Source organism: Bradyrhizobium sp. USDA 4510 (genome assembly GCF_054059095.1).
The window spans coordinates 1713079-1732467 of sequence record NZ_JBSSBT010000001.1; the positions used below are offsets into that span (position 1 = coordinate 1713079).

Sequence of the window (19389 nt, forward strand, 5' to 3'; positions counted from 1 at the left end):
CCCGACGAACTCCGTCGCAGGATCGTTGACTGTCCTCCTCCGGCAGTGGGGTTTGATCGCGCTGAGGGCCCCAAGCCAAAGTCCGGACAGGCGAGCAGGTATGAACCAAAATCGAAATCGATCGCTTGGCAGCACGGATTTGATGCCCGTCATAGTCGCGGCCCAGGCACGGTCGTAGACTTGAGACGTACCCGAAAGCTCGCGGCAAAGTCCGGCTGGCCGCGTGGATGCTCATCGCGCAGGCCACGGAACATGGATACGTCGCGATATACAGAGCCAGAGCCCAACTCGCGTCCAATAGGCGCCTCGCGGAGCATCGCATACGGTCTCGAGCGCATCGGTCTGGTCTCGCTACGTTTTCCATGGCTCGTTTGGTTTGCCACCGTCGTGCTGTTGATAGTGGGAGCATTCGGGATAGCGCGTATCAAGGTCGATGACTCCCTTAGCCAGCTGTTCCGGTCCGAGACACCCGAGTTCAGGACGTTCGAAGAAGTGACGCGGCGCTTCCCGTCGAACGAATTCGACGTTCTCATCGTGGTGGAGGGCAAAGATCTGCTTGTGCGCGATTCGGTCGAAAAGCTGCGGGATCTAGTCACCGACCTGCAACTGATCGAAGGCACAAGAGGCATTATCTCGTTGTTTTCGGCGCGCGAGCCGCCAAAGGGCACCGACTTGCCCGCGCCGCTGTTTCCGGATCAACTCCCTGCCGGCGCCGAATATGACCGGCTAGTCCAGCGCGTACTGAACAACGAGATCATTCGCGGTAAATTGCTGTCCGAAGATGGACAATTGACCCTCATTGTGCTCGCACTGGACCCGGATGTCGTTGCGAGCAGCCGTTTGCGCGAGGTCATCGGCGAAATTCAGAGAACAATCGATAATGACCTGGCCGGCAGCAGACTTACCGCTCGCCTGTCCGGAGTACCGGTCATGCAACTCGAGATCCGCAATGCCGTGGAGCGCGATCGGCTGCTCTATAATGCATTCGGATTCGCAGCTGGAGCTTTGATCGCGATCCTGTTCTTCCGCCGGTTGTCATTCATGATCATCGCCGCCGGCCCACCCTTGATCGCCATCGTGCTGGCTCTCGGCGCTCTTGGCTGGCTTGATTTTCGCCTCAACATGTTTCTCAACGTCATGACGCCGCTGATCATGGTGATCAGCTTTTCGGACAGCATGCAATTGACGTTCGCAGGCCGCGACCGGCTGCTACAGGGCGAGGGGAGGTTTGAAGCATTTCGCAACGCCATGCTTGTGGTCGGGCCGGCATGCGTACTGACGCATGTGACCGCTGGTCTTTCGTTTATTGCGTTGCAATTTTCAGAATCCGATCTGATCCGGACGTTCGGCGAGGCCGGCCTGGTCGCAACTCTAATTGCCATGTTCGCGGTTCTGATGTTGGTGCCGCTTCTCGGTGTTCTGCTGATCCGGAACGAAGCGATGTTTGTTGTGGAAGTCAGAGGCGCGGACTCCGCTTTAGACGTGTTGCGGCGTTTCTGTTTCTGGGTTGCTGCCCGGATGGTGAGCCGGCCGGGGCTGTACAGCCTGCTCGGCGTCCTGGTTGTCGGCGGCCTTGGGCTAGTCTACGCCAATCTTCAACCTCGCTATCGATTGGCCGATCAGGTGCCCGACAGGGAACAGGCCGTTGCCGCGAGCCATCGTCTCGATGCCAAGCTCAATGGTGCCAATCCGATCGATATCCTGATCAAGGTTCCTGACGGCAAATCACTTTATGATCCGGAAACGCTTGCCGTGATAGCGGAGGTGCATGCGACCCTCGACAAGCAGCCTGGCATCGCCAATGTATGGTCGCTGGAGACACTGCGGCGCTGGCTTGCGGAGAAGATGGGCAAGTCCGACGTGGCGACGCTGAAGCAGTATGTCGATATCCTGCCCGAATATCTGACGCGTCGCTTCATTTCTGCGGAACAGGACGCCGTCCTGGTTTCCGGCCGCGTTCCGGACGTCGATTCCAGTCAGCTTCTGCCCGTCATCGAAGGCCTCGACAAAGCGCTGGATGCTGTCCGCGCAAAACATCCGAGCTACAAAGTAGCCGTGACGGGCCTGTCGGCTATTGCCGCCCGGAACAGCGCCCTCATGATCAACAAGTTGAACAGAGGTCTGACGCTTGAGTTTCTGTTTGTCGCCGCCTTCATCGGTCTCGCGTTCCGTTCGTTCGTCGTCATGCTGGCGAGCATCCTGCCCGGAATATTCCCGATCGTGCTCTCTGGATTCGTGTTATGGAGTCTGGGAGAAGGCCTGCAGTTCGCGAGCGTCGTGGCGCTGACGGTATCTTTTGGATTGGGCCTGAGCGCTACCATTCACTTTTTGAATCGGCTACGGCACGAGGAACGACCGTACAAGGATCCGGCCGTTGCCGTTGAGCGGGCGACCGTCCTGGTTGGTCCGCCTTTAATTCTGACGTCCATCGTGCTTGCGTGCGGCCTGATTGTAACCGTCTTCTCCGGTCTGCCGTCGCTCCGCCTGTTCGGTTGGTTGAGCGCGTTTGCCATGCTCGCGGCGTTGACCGCAGACCTCTTGATCCTGCGGCCGACGGTGACGTTTTTGGGCAGACTTGCACAGCGGGTGGGCGGCAAGCCGTTTTACCGATAGTGGGGAGATCGAGTTCCCCTCACCTTGTTCTGGCGAGCGCGACAGAGACTTCAGTGATATCGTGACCCGGCGACTCAATCACCACGGATTGCCGGTCACCTCGCGTATTCAGGGTCAAACGGGCTGAAAATCCGGCACCGCCAATTCTGGCCTCGATCTCGCCACCACTCGCGCGGCCGGAAACACCACCGGAGGCGTGGCGGCTGGTTTCGGTCCAGGTTCCATGCAGTGCCCGGCCTTCTGAAACAATGTTGCTATCGACATCAAATCGGTAGCTGTCGCTTGCGCAGCGCAAACGTTGCTGCAGTCGTGTACCGCTTTCGGTGACGGAATAGGTCGCCCGGCAGCGTAGGCGTTCACGTTGGCCGCTAGCCAGTTTGATGAAGCCGCCGCCCGACCAACTCCCGCTCAAGCCTGAGAAGGGGCTTTGTAGGGCATCACTTGGTACCGAGGAATGCAGGAGGGCGGCCACGAATATGGCCAGTGTCGTTGTCATGAGAGTTGTCCTGGTTAACATATCATCATCATTCAGGATGGATAATCCCATGATGGGGATCACCAGTGGAATTGTCTTTGAACGGCCGTCAAAACTCCATTGACCGGAATGCCGTGCCAATCGTCACATTTCTTCCGCCGCGCCGACGAACTTCAGAATGGGACTCGAACCGCAGAAAGGACTTCGGCGCCTTTCCGAGCGCGTCGTCGACTTTGCGTCGGAAGTCTTGTGGTGGCACTGGCACTGACGCCTATTCCGCGGCTTGGCGCCAATTTGCGTCCTGATCAGAATATACCTTCACTTGCCGCGGCGGCCCCATCAGAACCGGCTGGAAGAACACGGCCGCCCACATCGTGCACAGCAGTGACAAGGCCATCAGCTTGCCCATGCTCGACATGCCGGGATAGCTCGACGCCCACATGCTCCCGAACGCAATCGCGGTGGTCATGGCGCTGAATAGTACCGCCCTGGTCAGCGTCGATTGTAGCAGACCGCTTCTTCCGGCGCGCCACGCCATGACGTAGTAGATCTTGAATGCGACGCCGACGCCGAGCAGCAGCGGAAGTGCGATGATATTTGCGAAATTGAGCGAGACGCCAATCAGCACGCAAGCCTCGAGCGTAAGGACACCGGCGAGGAGGAGGGGGATGAGTGTCAGCAGCATATCGGTCAAGCGCCGCAGCGCTATAAGAAGCAGAATGGCGATCGAACTGATTGCCAGAACACCTGCTTCGACAAAAGCTGACATGACTGTCCTCGCAGCTTCATAGAGGCTGATCGCACCCCCCGCCGCCGACGGTTCGATACGAAGTACTGCGGTCGCGAAATTTCGCAGCACGTTGGTATCGTTCGGATCGCCCGCTGGCAGTGCCTGAACGCGGGCTCTACCATCGGACGTTAGCCAATTGCGTAGGAGATCTGGCGGCATCGTCTTGATGGTCACCACTTCCGGGACAAGAGACTTGCGTAGAAGGTCGAGATCGTAAATGAGCGGCTGCACGACCGCGGCGTCGGCCTTGGCCCGAATATCGGCATCTGCGCTCGCGAGGCGCCTCAGCAAATCCGAAACATGCCGTGCGGCCTCGGCGCCGGAGTCGTTTCCGCTTCCTGCGGCCAGGCCAAGAACTTCGGCTGCCTTTTGAATCGCAGCAATATTCTCCCGGTCGCTCGGGCCAGGCCGCTGCATCGGAGAATTGAGGGCTGGGCCAATCTGTTTCCAGGCGGCCTTCAACGCGGCAATTTTTTTGTCTTGATCGGCTGGGATCAGACTGCTCAGCGTCAATGTTCGTGAGACTTCGGAAAGTGCAGCTAGACGTTTGGCCGCTTCATCCGCCCTTTCGAGTGACGGCGCCAATACCTGAGCATCGTTGCCGCTGGCTTCCGGCTCGTTCTGCAATTCACGATAGGTCACCACGGAAGGAGAATTCGGATTTTGCAGATCGACTGGATTGAAGTTGAACTCCAAATGGAGCAACAGCGGTATACCGGCGAGAACGACGAGAAGCGTGCCAACGATTACCGCAATGCGATGCCGTTGAAGGAAATTGTCGAGCGGTGCGAGGCTTCGAAAGCCAACCGGCGCCGGCTCGCCTGGAGGTTTGAGCAGCGCTAGGCTCGCCGGTACCAATGTGATGCTGCAGGCGAATGCGACCAGCATGCCGCAACCGGCGATCAGGCCTAACTCCGACAGGCCGCGATAGCTGGTGGGCAGAAATGCGAAAAATCCGATGGCGGTGGCCGCGGTAGCCAATGAGAGCTGATCGCCCGCCTTGCGGGCAGCCGATCGCAGAGCGTCGTACAAGTCAGGGTGCTCGTGCCGTTCGGCGCGATAGCGCACGCTAAATTGGATGGCGAAATCTACTCCGAGGCCGACAAACAGCACGAACAATGCGATCGAGAGCAAATTGAAAGAGGTGACCAGAACGAGGCCGAGAGCGGCCGTCGCCGCAAGCCCGGCAATCAGGCTGAAGAAGACCGCAGCAATGATCTTCCAGGAACGAAGACCCAGCCAGAGAATGATCAGAACGCCGAACACCGCCGTCAGCGTGTCACGCACAGCACTGTATCTGATGACCGAGAATTGATCATCATTCATCGGCACCTCACCGGTTAGATCAACCGTCGCGCCGAATTTGTTTTGCAGGTCCAGATCCGAGGCTGCTTGCCGTATTCCGTCTTCCGCCTTGTGACCAGGCTGAAGCGCGGCAAAATCGAGCGTGGGTTGAACTCCAATAAGGTGTCGCAACCGCCTTGCCGGCAGCAACTGATTTTCCAATAGTTCCTGCCAGGAAAATGTGGCCGGTTTCCCGGACAGAACCTGGTTGAGTGTTCGATTTGCCAATGACAGAGGCCACGCAAGCTGATCCAGCGTGATTTGGCCTGCCCGCATGCCCTCGGCCGCAAACGAGAGCGCCGTCATCACGCCGCGCAGACTCGGATCGCTTGCGAGCGCCGCAATGAGCGGCTTGGCTCTCGTCAATCCCTCCGCGGTCCTGTTGACGTCCGCCGGAGACTCGAACAATAATCCATTGCGTTCGAAAAAATCCCCGCTGTCGAGTAATTCCACGGTGGGAAACAGATCAGAGTTTTTCGAGAGGGCCTGCGCCAGCGTGCCAGTCGCCCGTTCGGCGTTTTCAGGCGTCATCGCTTTCACGACAACCAGAATGCCTTTCCTCGGAAAAGCCTTGGACAATTCCAGCTCGCGCTGACGCCATGGCAGATCCTGGGAAATCAAACCCTCTATGTTAGTATTGATCGAGAATCGGGCGGCATCAAAGGCCGAGGCTCCAAGCATCAGCAGCGCGCCGGCAATAACGATCGTCCACCGATTGCGAGCGCAGAAATCGACAATTCGCACGATCACAGAATGAATCATAGCCGGGCACCAGCTCTCGATTTGCTACGCCCAGGATCGAGATGAACCTAGAATCGATCAAGGATCGCAATTTGCGAGCGTTCGCATCCACGTACCGCAATCGAGTTCTTAGCATCATGGTATTGCCCGACGGAAATGTCGTTGACAAACGTCAAATGTCCATCAGTGCAGGACGCGCCTTGCTAATCGTCGCCGCTGCCATCTAGGTCGCCGCCACATTCTATGCAACGGCTCTCGTCGTCGGGATCTGTTTGATCTTTCGTAGTTGACGTCCGTCATTTTCAATCCCGTTGCCAATGCGTTACTCAAGGCGGAAAGCCGAAACCCAGTCAGCTTTAGCGGTCGAATCTATGGATAGCGTACTTATGTTGCGACGAAGGTGGACCAGCGCGACCTGCTTCGCTTTGCGATTGGCGGTACGGGAGCTGCCGCCGGTTGCCCGTGGTAGGGGAGCCGGCGACCGCCAAGGCTGTCAAATATCCCGGTGGTCGGCAAGAGCATGAGCACGTGCGACATGCGGCTAAGATCCAGCGACTGTCACGCAGGAGCCGAAGGCGAGCCACGGCCAGATCCGGGGGGAATGAAAGGAAGAAAGCGATGGTGCGCATGAAATTCCTTTGTGACGCGGATCGATGCATCGACTGCAACGCCTGCGTCACCGCATGCAAAAATGAGAACGAGGTGCCTTGGGGGATCAACCGCCGGCGGGTCGTCACGATCAACGATGGCAAGCCCGGCGAGCGCTCGGTGTCGATGGCCTGCATGCATTGCACCGATGCGCCCTGCGCGCACGTCTGTCCGGTCAGCTGCATCTATCCGACCGAAGACGGCGTCGTGCTTCATTCGAAGGATCTGTGCATCGGCTGCGGCTACTGCTTCTATGCGTGCCCATTCGGCGCGCCGCAATATCCGCAGGTCGGCAATTTCGGCTCGCGCGGCAAGATGGATAAATGCACCTACTGCGCCGGCGGCGGCGGACCCGAAGCGCCGGGCAGTGCCGAGGAATTCGCAAAATACGGATCGAACCGGTTCGGGGAGGGTAAGTTACCGATGTGTGCCGAGATGTGCTCGACCAAGTCGTTGCTGGCCGGCGACGGCGAAGTCATTGCTCAGATCTACAAGGAACGAGTATTGAAGCGGGGCTACGGTTCTGGCTCATGGGGTTGGATGACTGCTTATGGCGAGGCAGTTCGAGTTTGAACCGCAACGCGGAGTGGGCAGTGAAGTGCAAGGTGGAAATGCGGAGAGGCTGGTCGTCATGGCGTTTCGCGTGCGTGTTCGCCTTCTTGTCGTCGCAGTCGCCCTCCTTTCGATTGCCGCGGCGGTTCCGACCCAAGCGCAAAAACGCGGCCCGGATGGCGCCCCTAACCCAACAGCCAGCGTCATCGATGAGCAGACGCTTCTGAGTCAGGCCCCCCGTGTCGAAGGTCGGGTAGATATTCCCGACCCCAAGGCTGGTGTTTTGATCGAACCGGCTGGACGAACGTGGCAGTATGTCCATGAGGTGCTGCTGCATCGGGCCAGCGCAGTCATAATCCTCGGCACCATCGCGATCCTCGGATTGGCGTACTTGATTGTGGGACCGATCCGGATTGCCGAGGGGCGCTCGGGAAAGAAAATCTTCCGCTTCAAGGCGTATGAGAGATTTGCACATTGGCTGACGGCGGTGTCGTTCGTCGTTCTTGCCTTGACCGGCCTTAACGTTACCTTCGGCAAAGTGTTGCTGTTGCCGGTGATCGGCCCGGACGCGTTCACGCTCGTCTCGCAGGCGGCAAAGTACGTGCACAACTTCACAGGTTTCTCGTTTGCGATCGGCCTCGTCCTCATTGTCGTGATCTTCTTCAGGGACAACCTTTTCCAAAAAATTGACCTCGACTGGATCAAGCAGGGCGGGGGTTTCATCAAGAACAAACATGCCCCGGCCGGACGCTTTAACTTTGGCGAAAAGCTTGTCTATTGGCTTTCAGTGGCGGCTGGCGCTGCGGTCTCCGTATCGGGGTTCCTGATGCTGTTTCCTTTTTATGGTTTGAGCATCGCCGGGATGCAACTCGCGCAGATCGTTCATACTGTGGTGGCCGTTCTGTTCGTCGCCCTGATCTTGGCCCACATCTATATCGGTACGATCGGAATGGAGGGTGCATTCGAGGCCATGGGTACCGGCGAGGTCGATCTCAACTGGGCTAAAGAACACCACGATCATTGGATCGCTCAACAACTGGCAAATGAAGTTCGGTTGAGGCCGCCTTCGGCGACTGTGGCGGAATGAGCGTTGGCGGGACGGCGCGCTTCGATCCCAGCCGGCGCGCCGCATCTGGCTCATCGTCAGTCTGCATAAGGAGCAATTGCCGGCGGCCCGAAAGGAGGCGTTTCATTGAGATCAACAGCTCTTGCGGTGATTCCGGTCGGCGTCTTGGTTGAACGGCGCAAGGCGAGAAGCGTCTGGGCTGACTTTCTGTGGGGACCGGTTTCAGTGCTTGCCGGAACACCAACGGCCGCTCCTTGGACACCAGTTGACACGCGAGAGGACACGACCTTGTTTTTTGTAGGTCAAGCCGTGATCGAACTGCACCGAACCGAGACTGCCAACTATCACGCCAACCTCGCGTCGGGAACACCGGCGTTATGGACGGCCTTGCGTCCAGTTGCCTCGGAGCGAGGGCCGTATGAAATCCTCGCCGTAACGGCCGATCCAGCCGAGGGAGAAGGGTTCACCAACGCGGAAACCAACCATGTGGAAGCCGTGCCAATGCCGCCGGACGTCGTGAAGATTGTCGCCCAGTTCATCGCCGAGCATCATGTCGATCGTCCTTTCGTCAAGCGCCAACGTGACCAACAGACGTCCTCGCATCGGAAAGTAAGACAAGAGCGCGAGCGATAACGGAACGGGATAGTGTCATCTTGCGTTCGATGTAACCGGAAACAGGAGAAATACAATGCGCGCGTTCATCGTCGCATGCTTTGTCGTCGGCATCATTGCTGCGGGGGCGGCTGCTGTTCTCGACAATTTTGTGCAAAAATCTTCAGCGGCAGCGCTGACGGAACCGGGCGTGAGAATTTAGCGCGGGTTCTTCGGCCCCTTGGCCGCCCCGATCAAAAGTGCGCATGATCCCTAACTGCGTGCAAGGAGAAGTCCCATTTCAACCGAGTTCGAACTGAAATTCGCCGCACCGCCGGAGAAGTTCGAAAAGCTGAAGAGCATGCTCCTGGCGATGCCGTCCGCAAAATCGGAGGCCCGGTCGACGCTAGTCAGTACGTACTACGACACACCTACGCTTGCGCTCCACCGCGAGCGGTTATCGCTTCGGGTACGCAAGCAGGGCTCGGAGTTCGTCCAGACCGTCAAGGTCGAAGATCCAGCTCGGTTGGATACTTTGGAGAGGGGCGAGTGGGAGGACCATATCCGGAGCAAATGGCCGATTCTCGATGCGCCGATGACTGGAAGGTGGCTGCGCGACCTGGTCCGCGATGAGGAGTTGCGTCCCGTCTTCATGACGATAGTCACGCGAACAACGATCGAAATTACTCGGGACCCATCCGCGCGGATCGAGGCGGCCATTGACGAGGGAGAGATCCGCACTTGCACCCGCGGTGCAGGCGCGCCGGTCAGCGAAATCGAACTTGAGCTCAAGGAGGGCGATCCGCGAGTGATCTTCGATGTAGCGTTGCAACTGCTCGAAACTGAGCCAATCCGCATCGAGCCTTGTAGCAAGGCCGAGCGAGGTTATCGACTGCTTGGAGCCGATAGGTTGATACCGCAGGCAGTCCATGTGGGACCTATCACGCTCGATCCTGCCATGAGCGTCGAGGCCGCGCTACAACGCATCGGGCGACACTGCCTCACCCACGTTCTTAGCAACGAACAGGCCGTTCTCACGGGTGATCCGGAAGGCATCCACCAGATGCGGGTCGCCGTTCGCCGTCTTCGCTCCGCGCTTTTGGCCTTGAAGCGGCTCCTGCAGGAGAAGCATTACCACTGGGCCTCGGAGGAATTGAGATGGCTCGCTCACTCCCTTGCACCGGTGCGCAATCTGGACAGTTTTGCCGCCTCCCTGATCGGCGCGGTCACCCATGCATTGCCTGCCAGCTCAGACTTCGAACATCTCATCGATGCCACGGAGCGCCAGCGAGATGCGGCGCTTGAGCATGTTAAACAGGCGATCATGTCCGAAAGATACGCTACGTCGATGTTGCGGCTGTTGCGATGGTTTGCGGCCCGTGGGTGGCGTGATCAGGAAATATCAGAACATGCGGTCGTTCTTTTAGCGCCTATCGTCGATGTCGCTCCCGACCTGATCGATCGGCATCACCGCAAGGCTTGCAAACGTAGCAAGAAGTTCGAAGAGTTAACGGCAGCTCAGCGGCACAGGCTGCGTATCGCGCTGAAGCATTTGCACTACATCGTCGAATTTCTGGGAAGCCTGTTTAGCAGGGCCAGAATTCGAACGTTCGTCGGATATTTGAAGTCTTTGCAGGACGATCTCGGCTATACAAATGACGTGCGCGTCGCCCACGATCTCGTTGATCAGATTGGTAACGCAACGAACCGGGATGTTCGCGCGATTAATCGTGCGGGAGGGATCGTGCTAGGTTGGCATGAGCGGGTTCTGGCTGAACGACATCCGAAAATCAGAAAGCGTATTCGTCGCTTTAGACGGTTGGAGCCGTTCTGGTGAGGCAAAACGATGGCGTCGAGCAACTTCTTTCGAGGTCAGAGTGGTACTAACGCTGGGGCTTTCGCTCGCGTTCCGGTTGGTAGGTGAGCGCCCATGTTCGGCTGCGATCTGCTCGACCGACTACCCACTGACGCCAGGGCCCGGCTTCGAAAGCGCGCGCAGCCAGAATGGGTTGCGCCCATGTTGGCGACGCTTACGAATGAAGTCTTCTCGCGACAGGGATGGATATTTGAGCCGAAATGGGATGGGGAGCGCTGCCTCGCCTTTCGCCGAGGTCGCGATCTCGCTCTCTTTTCGCGGAATCGAATTCGACTGAATGCAAAATATCCCGAGGTGGTTCAGGCGATGCATCAGCAGGAAGCCACGTCCTTTATTGCGGATGGTGAGATTGTCGCGTTCGACGGCCAGATCACTAGCTTCGCAAAGCTGCAAGCTCGCATGCAGGTGGTGCGTCCGCCGACTGAACTGGTTCGCAAGGTGCCGGTATGGTTCTATATGTTCGACCTGCTCTACCTGGACCGGTACGACATCCGGCGGGTTCCGCTCCGGCACCGAAAGCAGGTACTTCGCCAGGCCTTTGACTTCCATGACGCCTTGCGGTTCACGGAACATCGCACGACTGAAGGCGAGGATTACTACCGACAGGCGTGTCGGACGGGAAGGGAAGGTATCATCGCAAAGGACGCGGACAGTGTGTACGTGTCCAAGCGAACGCGCGATTGGCTCAAATTCAAGTGCAAGCGAGAACAGGAGTTCGTCATTGGCGGTTACACCGATCCACGAGGTAGCCGCGGCGGATTCGGAGCGTTGCTGCTGGGTTACTACCGCGGAGGAAAGCTCGTGTATGCCGGGAAGGTAGGGACGGGGTTCGCCGACGATCTGCTGCGGCGTCTTAGCAAAATGCTCGCTCGGCTGGAGACGCCGATTTCCCCCTTTGCCGAGGATGGGTTGCCGCGGCGCGGCGTGCATTGGGTGAAGCCGGAGCTCGTCGCGCAGATCGGATTCACCGAGTGGACGGTAGGAGGTAAGTTAAGACACCCTCGATTTCTCGGCTTGCGGGATGACAAGCGGCCGGAGGATGTCGTGCGTGAGGGCTGATGTGCAATGAGGCGACATCGCCAAATACCGCCGGCGGAACTCTAAATCGGTCTAAAGGACAACAGGTGTCGCTCGCAGCATATCGAGGCAAAAGAGCCTTTACGGAAACGCCCGAACCGGTGGGGCGAGTGCGGCGACGCGGTCGCACGCGTGCCTTTGTGGTTCAAAAACACGCTGCCAGCCGGCTTCACTATGATTTCCGGCTCGCCGTAAATGGGGTTTTGGCATCCTGGGCAGTGCCAAAAGGCCCTTCAATGAACCCTGCAGACAAGCGCTTGGCCGTAAGGACGGAGGACCATCCGCTCGAATATGCGAAGTTCGAAGGCGTGATCCCGCCCGGCCAGTACGGAGCAGGGATCGTGATGGTCTGGGACTTGGGAACGTATGAGCCACCGGAAAATCAGCCGCCAGAGGAGCAACTGGCTCGCGGCAAAGTTCAAATTGTGCTGCAGGGAGAAAAACTGCGCGGCGGTTTCACGTTAATCCAAACCAAACATCGATCCACGAATTCTGGCCGAAGAGACTATTGGTTGCTCGTCAAAAGTCGCGACGAGTACGCTGATCCGTCGTGGGACATCGAGAGCGCACGTTTCGATCGCTCTGTTCTTACCGGCCGCCGCATGAAGGAGATCAGGGAGAGAAAACCAGCAAAGCCTCGACCTGGCCGGCAGCGTGTCTGAATGCAGCCGCGGCTGCCGATCGGAGAGCGGCATCTGCCGCGTGGGTCAATTCGTTAGCATGGCAGGGACTGGCAGCCTCATCCCTCACAGAGTTCCTTCGCGACTTGGCCTCTGTCAATGCGGAGCGCACGGGACCCCGTAGGATTGGCCCGGTAAGTGCAAAAAATGGAGGCGCGGCACCACCACTTAAGAGTCTTCGGAATCTGGAGAGTTCCTGATGTGGCTGTGGGTGGCATTCATTGTTTTCGTATTCTTCTTGGTGGCATTGGATCTCGGTGTACTTCATCGCGAGGCTCGCACGATAGCCTTCAAGGAGGCGCTGATGTTGAGCGCGGGGTGGATCACCGTCGCTCTCGCTTTCAATGTCGTGATCTTTTTTCTCTATGAGAATCATTGGTGCGGGCTTGATCTTGCCGGGAGTGAACCAGACGGACGAGCGGCCGCGGTTCTATTCCTTACAGGCTTCCTGATCGAAAAATCGCTCGGCCTGGACAATCTCTTTTTCATCGCCTTGATTTTTTCGTACTTCCGCATTCCGATCGCGTCTCAGCATCGCGTACTATATTGGGGAATCTTGGGTGCAGTAATCATGCGCGCCGCGATGATTCTTGCCGGCACCGCGTTAATCGAGCGTGTCGACTGGATTCTCTACATTTTCGGCGCGTCCTTGATTGTCAGCGGTGTCAGGATGGGACTGGTCGGACACCCCCCGGATATTGAAAAGAATCCGATCATAATATGGATAAGGCGTTTCTTTCCTGTCTTCCCGAAATTCGCGGGTGAACGATTTGTCGTGAGGCGAAGAGGGCAGCTGGCCCTTACGCCGCTTGCGCTGGCATTGATCATGATCGAAGCGTCTGATCTGATCTTCGCTCTGGATTCCATTCCGGCGATTTTTTCCATCACGCGCGATTCGTTCCTGGTGTTCACGAGCAATATCATGGCGCTGCTCGGCTTGCGTTCGCTCTATTTCGCGCTGGCCGGAGCCGTTGATCGGTTTCGCTATCTCAGAACCTCGCTTGGGCTGCTCCTGGTGCTGATCGGGATCAAGCTACTGCTGAAAGACGTTCTCGTTGAAGGACCGACCAGCATGTTCCTTACGCTCGGTGCCGTAGCGATCCTTTTGGCAAGCGGGGTCATTGCATCGTTGCTCTTTGGGAGGCGTGCGCCAAATTGCACTTAGGGAAATCGAGCGCAGCGAGAGTAAACAGCGCGTCAGCATGGGCTATGCTATAGTGTTGCCGAACGTTGCGGGCTGGACCTGTGGCTGGTCTAGTTTCCAATGTATGCGATCTCGCGGTTTAGCGGCCGACGTGCCCACGCAGTTCCGGATGGAGTTCGGCTCGAACTGCAGTGATGATGCGTGCGGCATCATCCTGGGAGAAACCGCAAACAAGGAGCACTTGGTCAGCCAGCGCGAGGCCGGCCGCGATGTTCTCTGGAAACACGGTGCTGGCGCCCGCCAGCGCCAGCGATGAGATTCCCTCATCATCGGTAGCACTTACGACGGAGGATGCCGCTGGATTTTGCTGGCGCACATAGTGAAGAATGCGTTCAATCAAATGACGTCGATCGAAGGTTACCACGACGAGGCGCGCTCGGGCGACGCCGGCAGCTTCCATAACCCGTTTGCGGCCCGCGTCGCCGAAGACGACCTTGTGTCCAGACTGTTTTGCCCTGCGAAAGCGCATTAAGTCAGACTCGATCGCAATGTACGGAGCCTTTGCTGCCTCCAGCACGAGCGCCACTGGACGGCCCACGCGTCCACAGCCACACAGGATCACGTGATCGCTGAGATCTCGGCTTTCCTGGCGGATGGCAGCCTCTTCGGCATGTGCTTTGAGGCGATGTGATGCTCCGCGAACGAGTTCTGCAAATCGGTAGCTCGCTTGAATCAGCATTGGACCGAGCGCCATGGTGACCGCTAGGGCCAACAGAGCCGGCTGCCCAACGCCCGCTTCCAGGGCATTCACTCGCACCGCCTGTGTGAGTAGGAGTAAACCGGCTTCTCCGCCGTGTGCTAGAATAAGGGCAACTCGCACTGCGACCGGTGCTGGCCAGCGCATGATTGCACCAACCAGGATCACGACGACGGCCTTTCCTGGCAGGCATACGGCTATCCACGCGAGGACGGTCATGGGCGCCACAGCCACGGTTGAGGGATCCACCTCCATGCCGACGGTGACGAAGAATAGGCCCAACAGGATGTCACGAAAGGGTCGGATATCGTCCTCTACCTGATGACGGAAGTCGCTTTCGCTGACCACCATACCGGCGAGGAATGCTCCGATCGGCCCGGAAAGACCGGCGACATGTCCGACGAACGCCGTACCGAGCGCGAGCAACAGAACGGTGAGCAGAAATAGATCCGCCGAGCTGGTCCGGGCAACCCAGGTAAGCCACGTGCGAAAAACCGGTTTGCAGACGAAAGCCGCGGCGCCGAGTGCAATCGTCGCTGTTGCGAGCTGGCGCAGTGCTCCCAACGGTTCCGGCCCACCGCCTGGTTGCCACCCACCCAGCACGACGAGAAAGGGAAGGACAGCAAGATCCTGAAAGAGCAGGATTCCCAGCACAAGGCGGCCTTGTTGGCTGCTGACCTCTCCCTGATCGACCAATTGCTTGAGCGTGATGGCGGTCGATGACATCGCAACTGCACCACCGAGCAGCACCGCGCCGGATAAGCTCACACCCGAAAGCGTCGCAATTCCCGTCACGATAAAAACGGTGAACCCGACTTGGAGACTGCCGGCGCCGAAAACGTCGCGGCGTGCGGCAATCATTGCCGAGAGCGAAAACTCGAGGCCGACCATAAACATTAGGAAAATGATGCCGAGCTCGGCCAGAAATCTTGCTTCATCGCTTGCGGTGATGAGTTGCAAACCGTGTGGCCCGATTACCAAGCCGGCCAGCAGGTAACCGCCGGCCGCCGCAAATCTCAGACGCGCGACCAGGCTGATGGCGCAGACCGAGGCAAGGATCACGATTAGTGTCTTGATCAATAGGTCGTCGGCCATGCGCAGCTCCGATGCGCTTCGCCCCCCAGTTCGTTGTCCAGATTTGTCATTGCCGTGATGAGCATCAAGTTCCGCTAATCGGAGAAAAATGTTTCAGCGCTCAGCGGCTGACAACCGTCAATGTGACGAGGCGGATGAAGGATAAGCATTTTGTCCCGAGGGCTATGACCGTTGCGCCACGCAGCAGAAAATCCGCATGACGGGCGCAACTCGGAGTCACTGAATATGGCCACGTTCAAAGCAACCGACACTATTACGGTGATTGAAGGCTATGACGCGATCCGGATCTTTCTCGAGGCCGTTTGGCGTCGCCATGGTAGGCCGGTCGAGCAGATCGCATTCTTGCTCGGTAGCTTGAAGTGGGCCGACGGGACGCCAGTCGATCCGACATCGTGGCAAGACTGGCAGGCAGCCGTCCAAATGGCGGTGTCGGCCGGATCCTGCGAGATTGCCGTCGGCAGATGATTGCTTTGCTGCAGCGTGAGCGCTGGACCCCGGGAACACGCTGTTAGGCGCGGTGAGGTCGTTTCTCGTGAAGGTGGAGCGCAAAGGCAGCCCGATTGTTCCGCAGGGGCGCACCGCTCGTCTCTGGCCAACGCAACTCCTCAGCGCCGCAAGCGAATCCTCAGCGTCGCAAGCGAGACCAACGGTAGGCGCACAACTCGACGAAATCCCATGTTCCGTTGACGCTCGTCAAGGTGACGTTTCTTCGCAATTGACAAGAATAGTGGTGCTACCTGCCAATCCGCAAGTGGCCGATCCGTGGCACTTTCACGCAACGGGAGCGTGTCATGCCAATCACTATCTGCCGCCTCTATGATTCACATGCTGACGCACGCCGGGTCATCTTCGCGCTTGCGATCGCGGGTCTGCCGCCTTCGGAGACTAGCGTGATTTCGAACAATTCCGACACCTGGTACCGAGCTACCGAGAGCACGAATGTTGTGCCTTTGCGGAAACAGGTTACGAGCAGCGACACCGCCCGCGACGGAAAGCTCGAGGGTGCGGCCGTTGGAGCCGCAATCGGCGCAACGGCGGCGACCGCTGCCAGTCTCGTTACAATGCTGGCGCTTCCCGGCATCGGCGCCGTGGTGGGCGTGGGATGGCTTGCAGCGATGTTGGGTAGCATGGCGATCGGTGGCGTTACCGGCGGCCTGCTGGGAGCGCTGACCAACGCCGGCATCAGCGAAGAAGATGCGCACGTCTTTGCCGAGGGCGTTCGCCGCGGAGGAACATTGGTCGCCGCGCGGGTGCCTCCGGCCGATATGCCGCGAATAGAGCCGATTATGAACCGGTCAGCGGTAAGGCTTCAGGAACGCTGCGAGCTATACCGCAGGTCGGGCTGGCAGGCGTTCGATCCAAACGCCGTGCCCTATAGCGCTGACCAGGTACGGAACGAGCGCGCTTTGCATACGAATTAGCAGGCCTATCGGCAACTGACGTTCAAGGTTGCTCGATCAGTCGACCGCACAGGAGTAAGCCATGAGCTATTATGATTTTGATGCTCGCAAGTCACGGGACGCGGGCTTTCCACCATCGGTCGCCGAGATCGACGCCGCCTTGCGGGCCCATATGCAGCGCATCTACGGCTATATGGCCGGTGGCCTCGCGCTGACCGGCCTCGTGGCCTACCTGGCCGCGGCCTCCGGTTTCTACCAGTCTATCGCGGCGACGCCATTGATTTGGCTTGTCATGCTGGCGCCCCTCGGCTTCGTACTGCTCTTGAGCTTCGGGATCCAGCGTATGGCCGCAGGAACGGCGATGCTGTTGTTCTGGCTCTATGCCGCCGTCATGGGGCTGTCGCTGGGAGGCATCTTCCTGGTATTCACCGGGGAATCGATTGCGCGTGTGTTTTTCATCACGGCGGCGACCTTCGGCGCGATGAGCCTCTACGGCTATACCACCAGAGCCGATCTTTCCCGCTTTGGATCGTTTCTCATGATGGGGCTGATCGGTATCGTGATCGCATCCCTCGTCAATATCTTCATCGGATCGAGCGCGCTTCAGTTCGCTATCTCGATCATCGGCGTCATCGTGTTCGTAGGCCTCACTGCCTACGACACACAGCGCATCAAGGAGATGTATCTTGAATCCGATACCGGCGAAATCGCCGGCAAGAAGGCCGTGCTTGGCGCGCTGGCACTTTACCTTGATTTCATCAACCTCTTCATGATGCTGCTCCAATTGTTCGGTCACCGCCGCGACAATTAGGCGGCGCACGGATTGATAGCGATGACACGTGTTCTGATCCTACTAGGCGCGCTGATCCTGGCGGTTGGCCTGCTTTGGCCCTATCTGAGCCAACTCGGATTGGGGCGGCTGCCCGGCGACATTGTCATCGAGCGGGGAAACACGACGTTCTATTTCCCGCTGATGACTTGTATACTTATCAGCTTGGTGTTCAGCCTCGTTCTTTGGGTCGCGAACCGTTGACGCGGCGTCGGAGCTAACGGGCAGTATGCCGGCCCCATGCGACACTTGTACTTGCAGCAGTCGCCTGTGCGCGCTCGGCGGCGACGTGGACGCGCGGCTTGCCGCGTTGACGACCATCAATTCCCCAATTGTCTTTGTACAGCGTTGCAGGGCGAAGCGACACAGGCGGCAAGCGATTCTTGACAGACGCCAATGTGGACCATTTTCCAGGCGGCTAGAGTCAGCGTCGCTGCGGGCTGGCGTCCGGGATCTCGGACACCGGGCGGTTGATTCGTCACAAGTGAAGAAGCGGAGGTCTCATGATGAGGAAAACAATGATTGCACTCGCGGTTGGTGCGACCGTTGTCGTCGGCTCGGTGGCAAGCTCAACCTCGGCGGACGCTCGATGGCGTCATGGATTTCCTGTCGCTCCGGTCGTCGGCGGCCTGGCGGCGGGCGCACTCATTGGCGCCGCACTCGCCGCACCGAAGCCATACTACTATAGCTACGCCTATGAGCCCGTCGATTTCGGGCCGTACTGTCGCGTTAGGCGTGAACGCTTCTGGGACGGTTGGAGGTGGCGAGTTCGCCGGATCGAGGATTGCTACTGATACTCTCACGTTCGGGAGGCGGTCCGGCAAGGGAACCCTGGCGAGGGTTGACGTCAGGTTTCTCCTTGATCTGTCGGAGTGAGTATCGTTCCGATGCTACGTTGCACCGTTAAAACTGCGGCCCGCCGATTGATCGTCATCAATGCCCGTTGCGCCGTGAGTCTTGAGACTGCGCTCAGGGGCCGCATCGTATATTTGCTGGAACGGTTCGATGATCAAGGACATTGTCATCAATCTCGAGCATCAGGTAACCCGCGATCCGGCCGGTGAGTTTGCCATTTCGATTGCGGAGATGTTTGGCGCCCACCTTGCCGGTGTTGCCTTCGCATATTCCCCTGAGTTTCCGGGTTACCCCGTGATGGAGCTTCCGCCTGATGTCCTGGCCCAGATGGTCGCGAGCAGTGAAAGATCTGCGCTCGCCGCGATCGAACGCTTCGATGCGGCGGCCGCGCGTTGCCTTGTTTCAACAGAGCACCGCTTGCTGAGGACGATAGGGGCGGAGGCGCCCGCGATCTTTGCGGCCCTGGCTCGGCGCTTCGATCTGAGCGTGTTCATGCAATCCGAGCCGTCTCGCGCGAACAACGATGACATGATCGAAACCGCGCTGTTCCAGTCAGGGCGCCCGCTGATTGTTGTGCCTTACGTCCAGAAAGACGGGTTGAAGCTCGATCGCGTGGTGTGCTGTTGGGATGGCGGCCGCGTGGCGGCACGCGCCTTCAGCGACGCGTTGCCGCTGCTCGCGAAGGCGACGGCTGTGGATCTTTTGATCGTGCTGAACGGGAAGACCAACGCAGAGAACAAGGAAGTCCGCGGTGTTGAGATGGCGGCTCACCTCGCGCATCATGACGTCAAGGTCGAGATCGCGACTGTTGTGACCCCTGACACTGATGTTACCTAATGCGATCCTTTCCTATGTC

The 19389-nt window shown here is 58.5% G+C and carries 17 protein-coding genes; 14 read left to right on the forward strand and 3 right to left on the reverse strand.

Annotated features, from left to right (window positions below):
• Positions 1–252 precede the first annotated feature (252 nt).
• A complete protein-coding gene (locus tag ACVMDN_RS07650; protein ID WP_456835390.1) occupies positions 253–2613 on the forward strand; it encodes an efflux RND transporter permease subunit in 2361 nt (786 codons plus the stop codon).
• Positions 2614–2632: 19 nt separating this feature from the next.
• Here ACVMDN_RS07650 and ACVMDN_RS07655 read toward each other — a convergent pair whose 3' ends face one another.
• Together ACVMDN_RS07655 and hpnN are read right to left on the reverse strand one after the other, a co-directional pair.
• The gene (locus ACVMDN_RS07655; RefSeq protein WP_456835389.1) at positions 2633–3229 is read right to left on the reverse strand and encodes a hypothetical protein; all 597 of its coding nucleotides are present in this window, start codon (positions 3227–3229) and stop codon (positions 2633–2635) included.
• A gap of 130 nt (positions 3230–3359) precedes the next feature.
• On the reverse strand, positions 3360–5984 hold the full coding sequence (gene hpnN, locus ACVMDN_RS07660) for a hopanoid transporter HpnN (protein ID WP_456835388.1): 2625 nt from the start codon (positions 5982–5984) through the stop codon (positions 3360–3362).
• A 597-nt stretch (positions 5985–6581) separates the two neighbouring features.
• Between hpnN and fdh3B the strand changes: the two genes are divergently transcribed.
• The 8 genes from fdh3B (at position 6582) to ACVMDN_RS07700 (ending at position 13618) form a co-directional block, all read left to right on the forward strand.
• Positions 6582–7184 (forward strand): formate dehydrogenase FDH3 subunit beta, encoded by a 603-nt coding sequence (gene fdh3B / locus ACVMDN_RS07665; RefSeq protein ID WP_253587556.1) that lies wholly within the window; start codon positions 6582–6584, stop codon positions 7182–7184.
• Positions 7162–8250 (forward strand): formate dehydrogenase subunit gamma, encoded by a 1089-nt coding sequence (locus ACVMDN_RS07670; RefSeq protein WP_253587555.1) that lies wholly within the window; start codon positions 7162–7164, stop codon positions 8248–8250. The genes fdh3B and ACVMDN_RS07670 overlap by 23 nt, the downstream gene beginning before the upstream one ends.
• Positions 8251–8355: 105 nt before the next feature.
• On the forward strand, positions 8356–8862 hold the full coding sequence (locus tag ACVMDN_RS07675; protein ID WP_253587554.1) for a DUF3305 domain-containing protein: 507 nt from the start codon (positions 8356–8358) through the stop codon (positions 8860–8862).
• 55 nt (positions 8863–8917) lie between these two features.
• Positions 8918–9043: a hypothetical protein gene (locus tag ACVMDN_RS07680; protein ID WP_283090002.1), complete on the forward strand. Its 126-nt coding sequence runs from the start codon at positions 8918–8920 to the stop codon at positions 9041–9043.
• 93 nt (positions 9044–9136) lie between these two features.
• Positions 9137–10657, forward strand: coding sequence for a CYTH and CHAD domain-containing protein (locus ACVMDN_RS07685; RefSeq protein WP_301322361.1), 1521 nt, complete (start codon positions 9137–9139; stop codon positions 10655–10657).
• A gap of 93 nt (positions 10658–10750) precedes the next feature.
• Positions 10751–11755, forward strand: coding sequence for a non-homologous end-joining DNA ligase (ligD, locus tag ACVMDN_RS07690; RefSeq protein ID WP_253587552.1), 1005 nt, complete (start codon positions 10751–10753; stop codon positions 11753–11755).
• Complete coding sequence (locus tag ACVMDN_RS07695; protein WP_253587551.1) at positions 11755–12435, forward strand: DNA polymerase ligase N-terminal domain-containing protein; 681 nt, start codon at positions 11755–11757, stop codon at positions 12433–12435. Before ligD ends, ACVMDN_RS07695 begins: the two co-directional genes overlap by 1 nt.
• 217 nt (positions 12436–12652) lie before the next feature.
• Positions 12653–13618, forward strand: a complete 966-nt coding sequence (locus ACVMDN_RS07700; protein ID WP_253587550.1) for a TerC/Alx family metal homeostasis membrane protein — start codon at positions 12653–12655, stop codon at positions 13616–13618.
• A gap of 118 nt (positions 13619–13736) precedes the next feature.
• On the opposite strand, the gene ACVMDN_RS07705 is transcribed toward ACVMDN_RS07700, so the two are convergent.
• Positions 13737–15449 (reverse strand): cation:proton antiporter domain-containing protein, encoded by a 1713-nt coding sequence (locus tag ACVMDN_RS07705; RefSeq protein ID WP_253587549.1) that lies wholly within the window; start codon positions 15447–15449, stop codon positions 13737–13739.
• Between the two features lie 225 nt (positions 15450–15674).
• On the opposite strand from ACVMDN_RS07705, the gene ACVMDN_RS07710 reads away from it, so the two are divergent.
• The 5 genes from ACVMDN_RS07710 (at position 15675) to ACVMDN_RS07730 (ending at position 19370) form a co-directional block, all read left to right on the forward strand.
• Complete coding sequence (locus ACVMDN_RS07710) at positions 15675–15914, forward strand: hypothetical protein (protein ID WP_456835387.1); 240 nt, start codon at positions 15675–15677, stop codon at positions 15912–15914.
• A gap of 326 nt (positions 15915–16240) precedes the next feature.
• Positions 16241–16870: a hypothetical protein gene (locus ACVMDN_RS07715; protein WP_225645997.1), complete on the forward strand. Its 630-nt coding sequence runs from the start codon at positions 16241–16243 to the stop codon at positions 16868–16870.
• Between the two features lie 61 nt (positions 16871–16931).
• Positions 16932–17660 (forward strand): Bax inhibitor-1/YccA family protein, encoded by a 729-nt coding sequence (locus tag ACVMDN_RS07720; protein ID WP_225645998.1) that lies wholly within the window; start codon positions 16932–16934, stop codon positions 17658–17660.
• A gap of 21 nt (positions 17661–17681) precedes the next feature.
• Positions 17682–17882: a DUF2905 domain-containing protein gene (locus tag ACVMDN_RS07725; RefSeq protein ID WP_148772456.1), complete on the forward strand. Its 201-nt coding sequence runs from the start codon at positions 17682–17684 to the stop codon at positions 17880–17882.
• 801 nt (positions 17883–18683) lie between these two features.
• Entirely contained in the window at positions 18684–19370 is a 687-nt protein-coding gene (locus ACVMDN_RS07730) for a universal stress protein (protein ID WP_456843630.1), read from the forward strand.
• Positions 19371–19389 lie beyond the last annotated feature (19 nt).

What these genes read in the sequence shown, in the direction of transcription:
- ACVMDN_RS07650 (WP_456835390.1), top strand. Translation starts at nt 253, where the DNA reads ATGGATACGTCGCGATATACAGAGCCAGAGCCCAACTCGCGTCCAATA.
- hpnN (WP_456835388.1), bottom strand. Translation starts at nt 5,984, where the DNA reads ATGATTCATTCTGTGATCGTGCGAATTGTCGATTTCTGCGCTCGCAAT.
- fdh3B (WP_253587556.1), top strand. Translation starts at nt 6,582, where the DNA reads ATGGTGCGCATGAAATTCCTTTGTGACGCGGATCGATGCATCGACTGC.
- ACVMDN_RS07670 (WP_253587555.1), top strand. Translation starts at nt 7,162, where the DNA reads ATGGCGAGGCAGTTCGAGTTTGAACCGCAACGCGGAGTGGGCAGTGAA.
- ACVMDN_RS07680 (WP_283090002.1), top strand. Translation starts at nt 8,918, where the DNA reads ATGCGCGCGTTCATCGTCGCATGCTTTGTCGTCGGCATCATTGCTGCG.
- ligD (WP_253587552.1), top strand. Translation starts at nt 10,751, where the DNA reads ATGTTCGGCTGCGATCTGCTCGACCGACTACCCACTGACGCCAGGGCC.
- ACVMDN_RS07695 (WP_253587551.1), top strand. Translation starts at nt 11,755, where the DNA reads ATGTGCAATGAGGCGACATCGCCAAATACCGCCGGCGGAACTCTAAAT.
- ACVMDN_RS07700 (WP_253587550.1), top strand. Translation starts at nt 12,653, where the DNA reads ATGTGGCTGTGGGTGGCATTCATTGTTTTCGTATTCTTCTTGGTGGCA.
- ACVMDN_RS07705 (WP_253587549.1), bottom strand. Translation starts at nt 15,449, where the DNA reads ATGGCCGACGACCTATTGATCAAGACACTAATCGTGATCCTTGCCTCG.
- ACVMDN_RS07710 (WP_456835387.1), top strand. Translation starts at nt 15,675, where the DNA reads ATGGCCACGTTCAAAGCAACCGACACTATTACGGTGATTGAAGGCTAT.
- ACVMDN_RS07715 (WP_225645997.1), top strand. Translation starts at nt 16,241, where the DNA reads ATGCCAATCACTATCTGCCGCCTCTATGATTCACATGCTGACGCACGC.
- ACVMDN_RS07720 (WP_225645998.1), top strand. Translation starts at nt 16,932, where the DNA reads ATGAGCTATTATGATTTTGATGCTCGCAAGTCACGGGACGCGGGCTTT.
- ACVMDN_RS07725 (WP_148772456.1), top strand. Translation starts at nt 17,682, where the DNA reads ATGACACGTGTTCTGATCCTACTAGGCGCGCTGATCCTGGCGGTTGGC.
- ACVMDN_RS07730 (WP_456843630.1), top strand. Translation starts at nt 18,684, where the DNA reads ATGATCAAGGACATTGTCATCAATCTCGAGCATCAGGTAACCCGCGAT.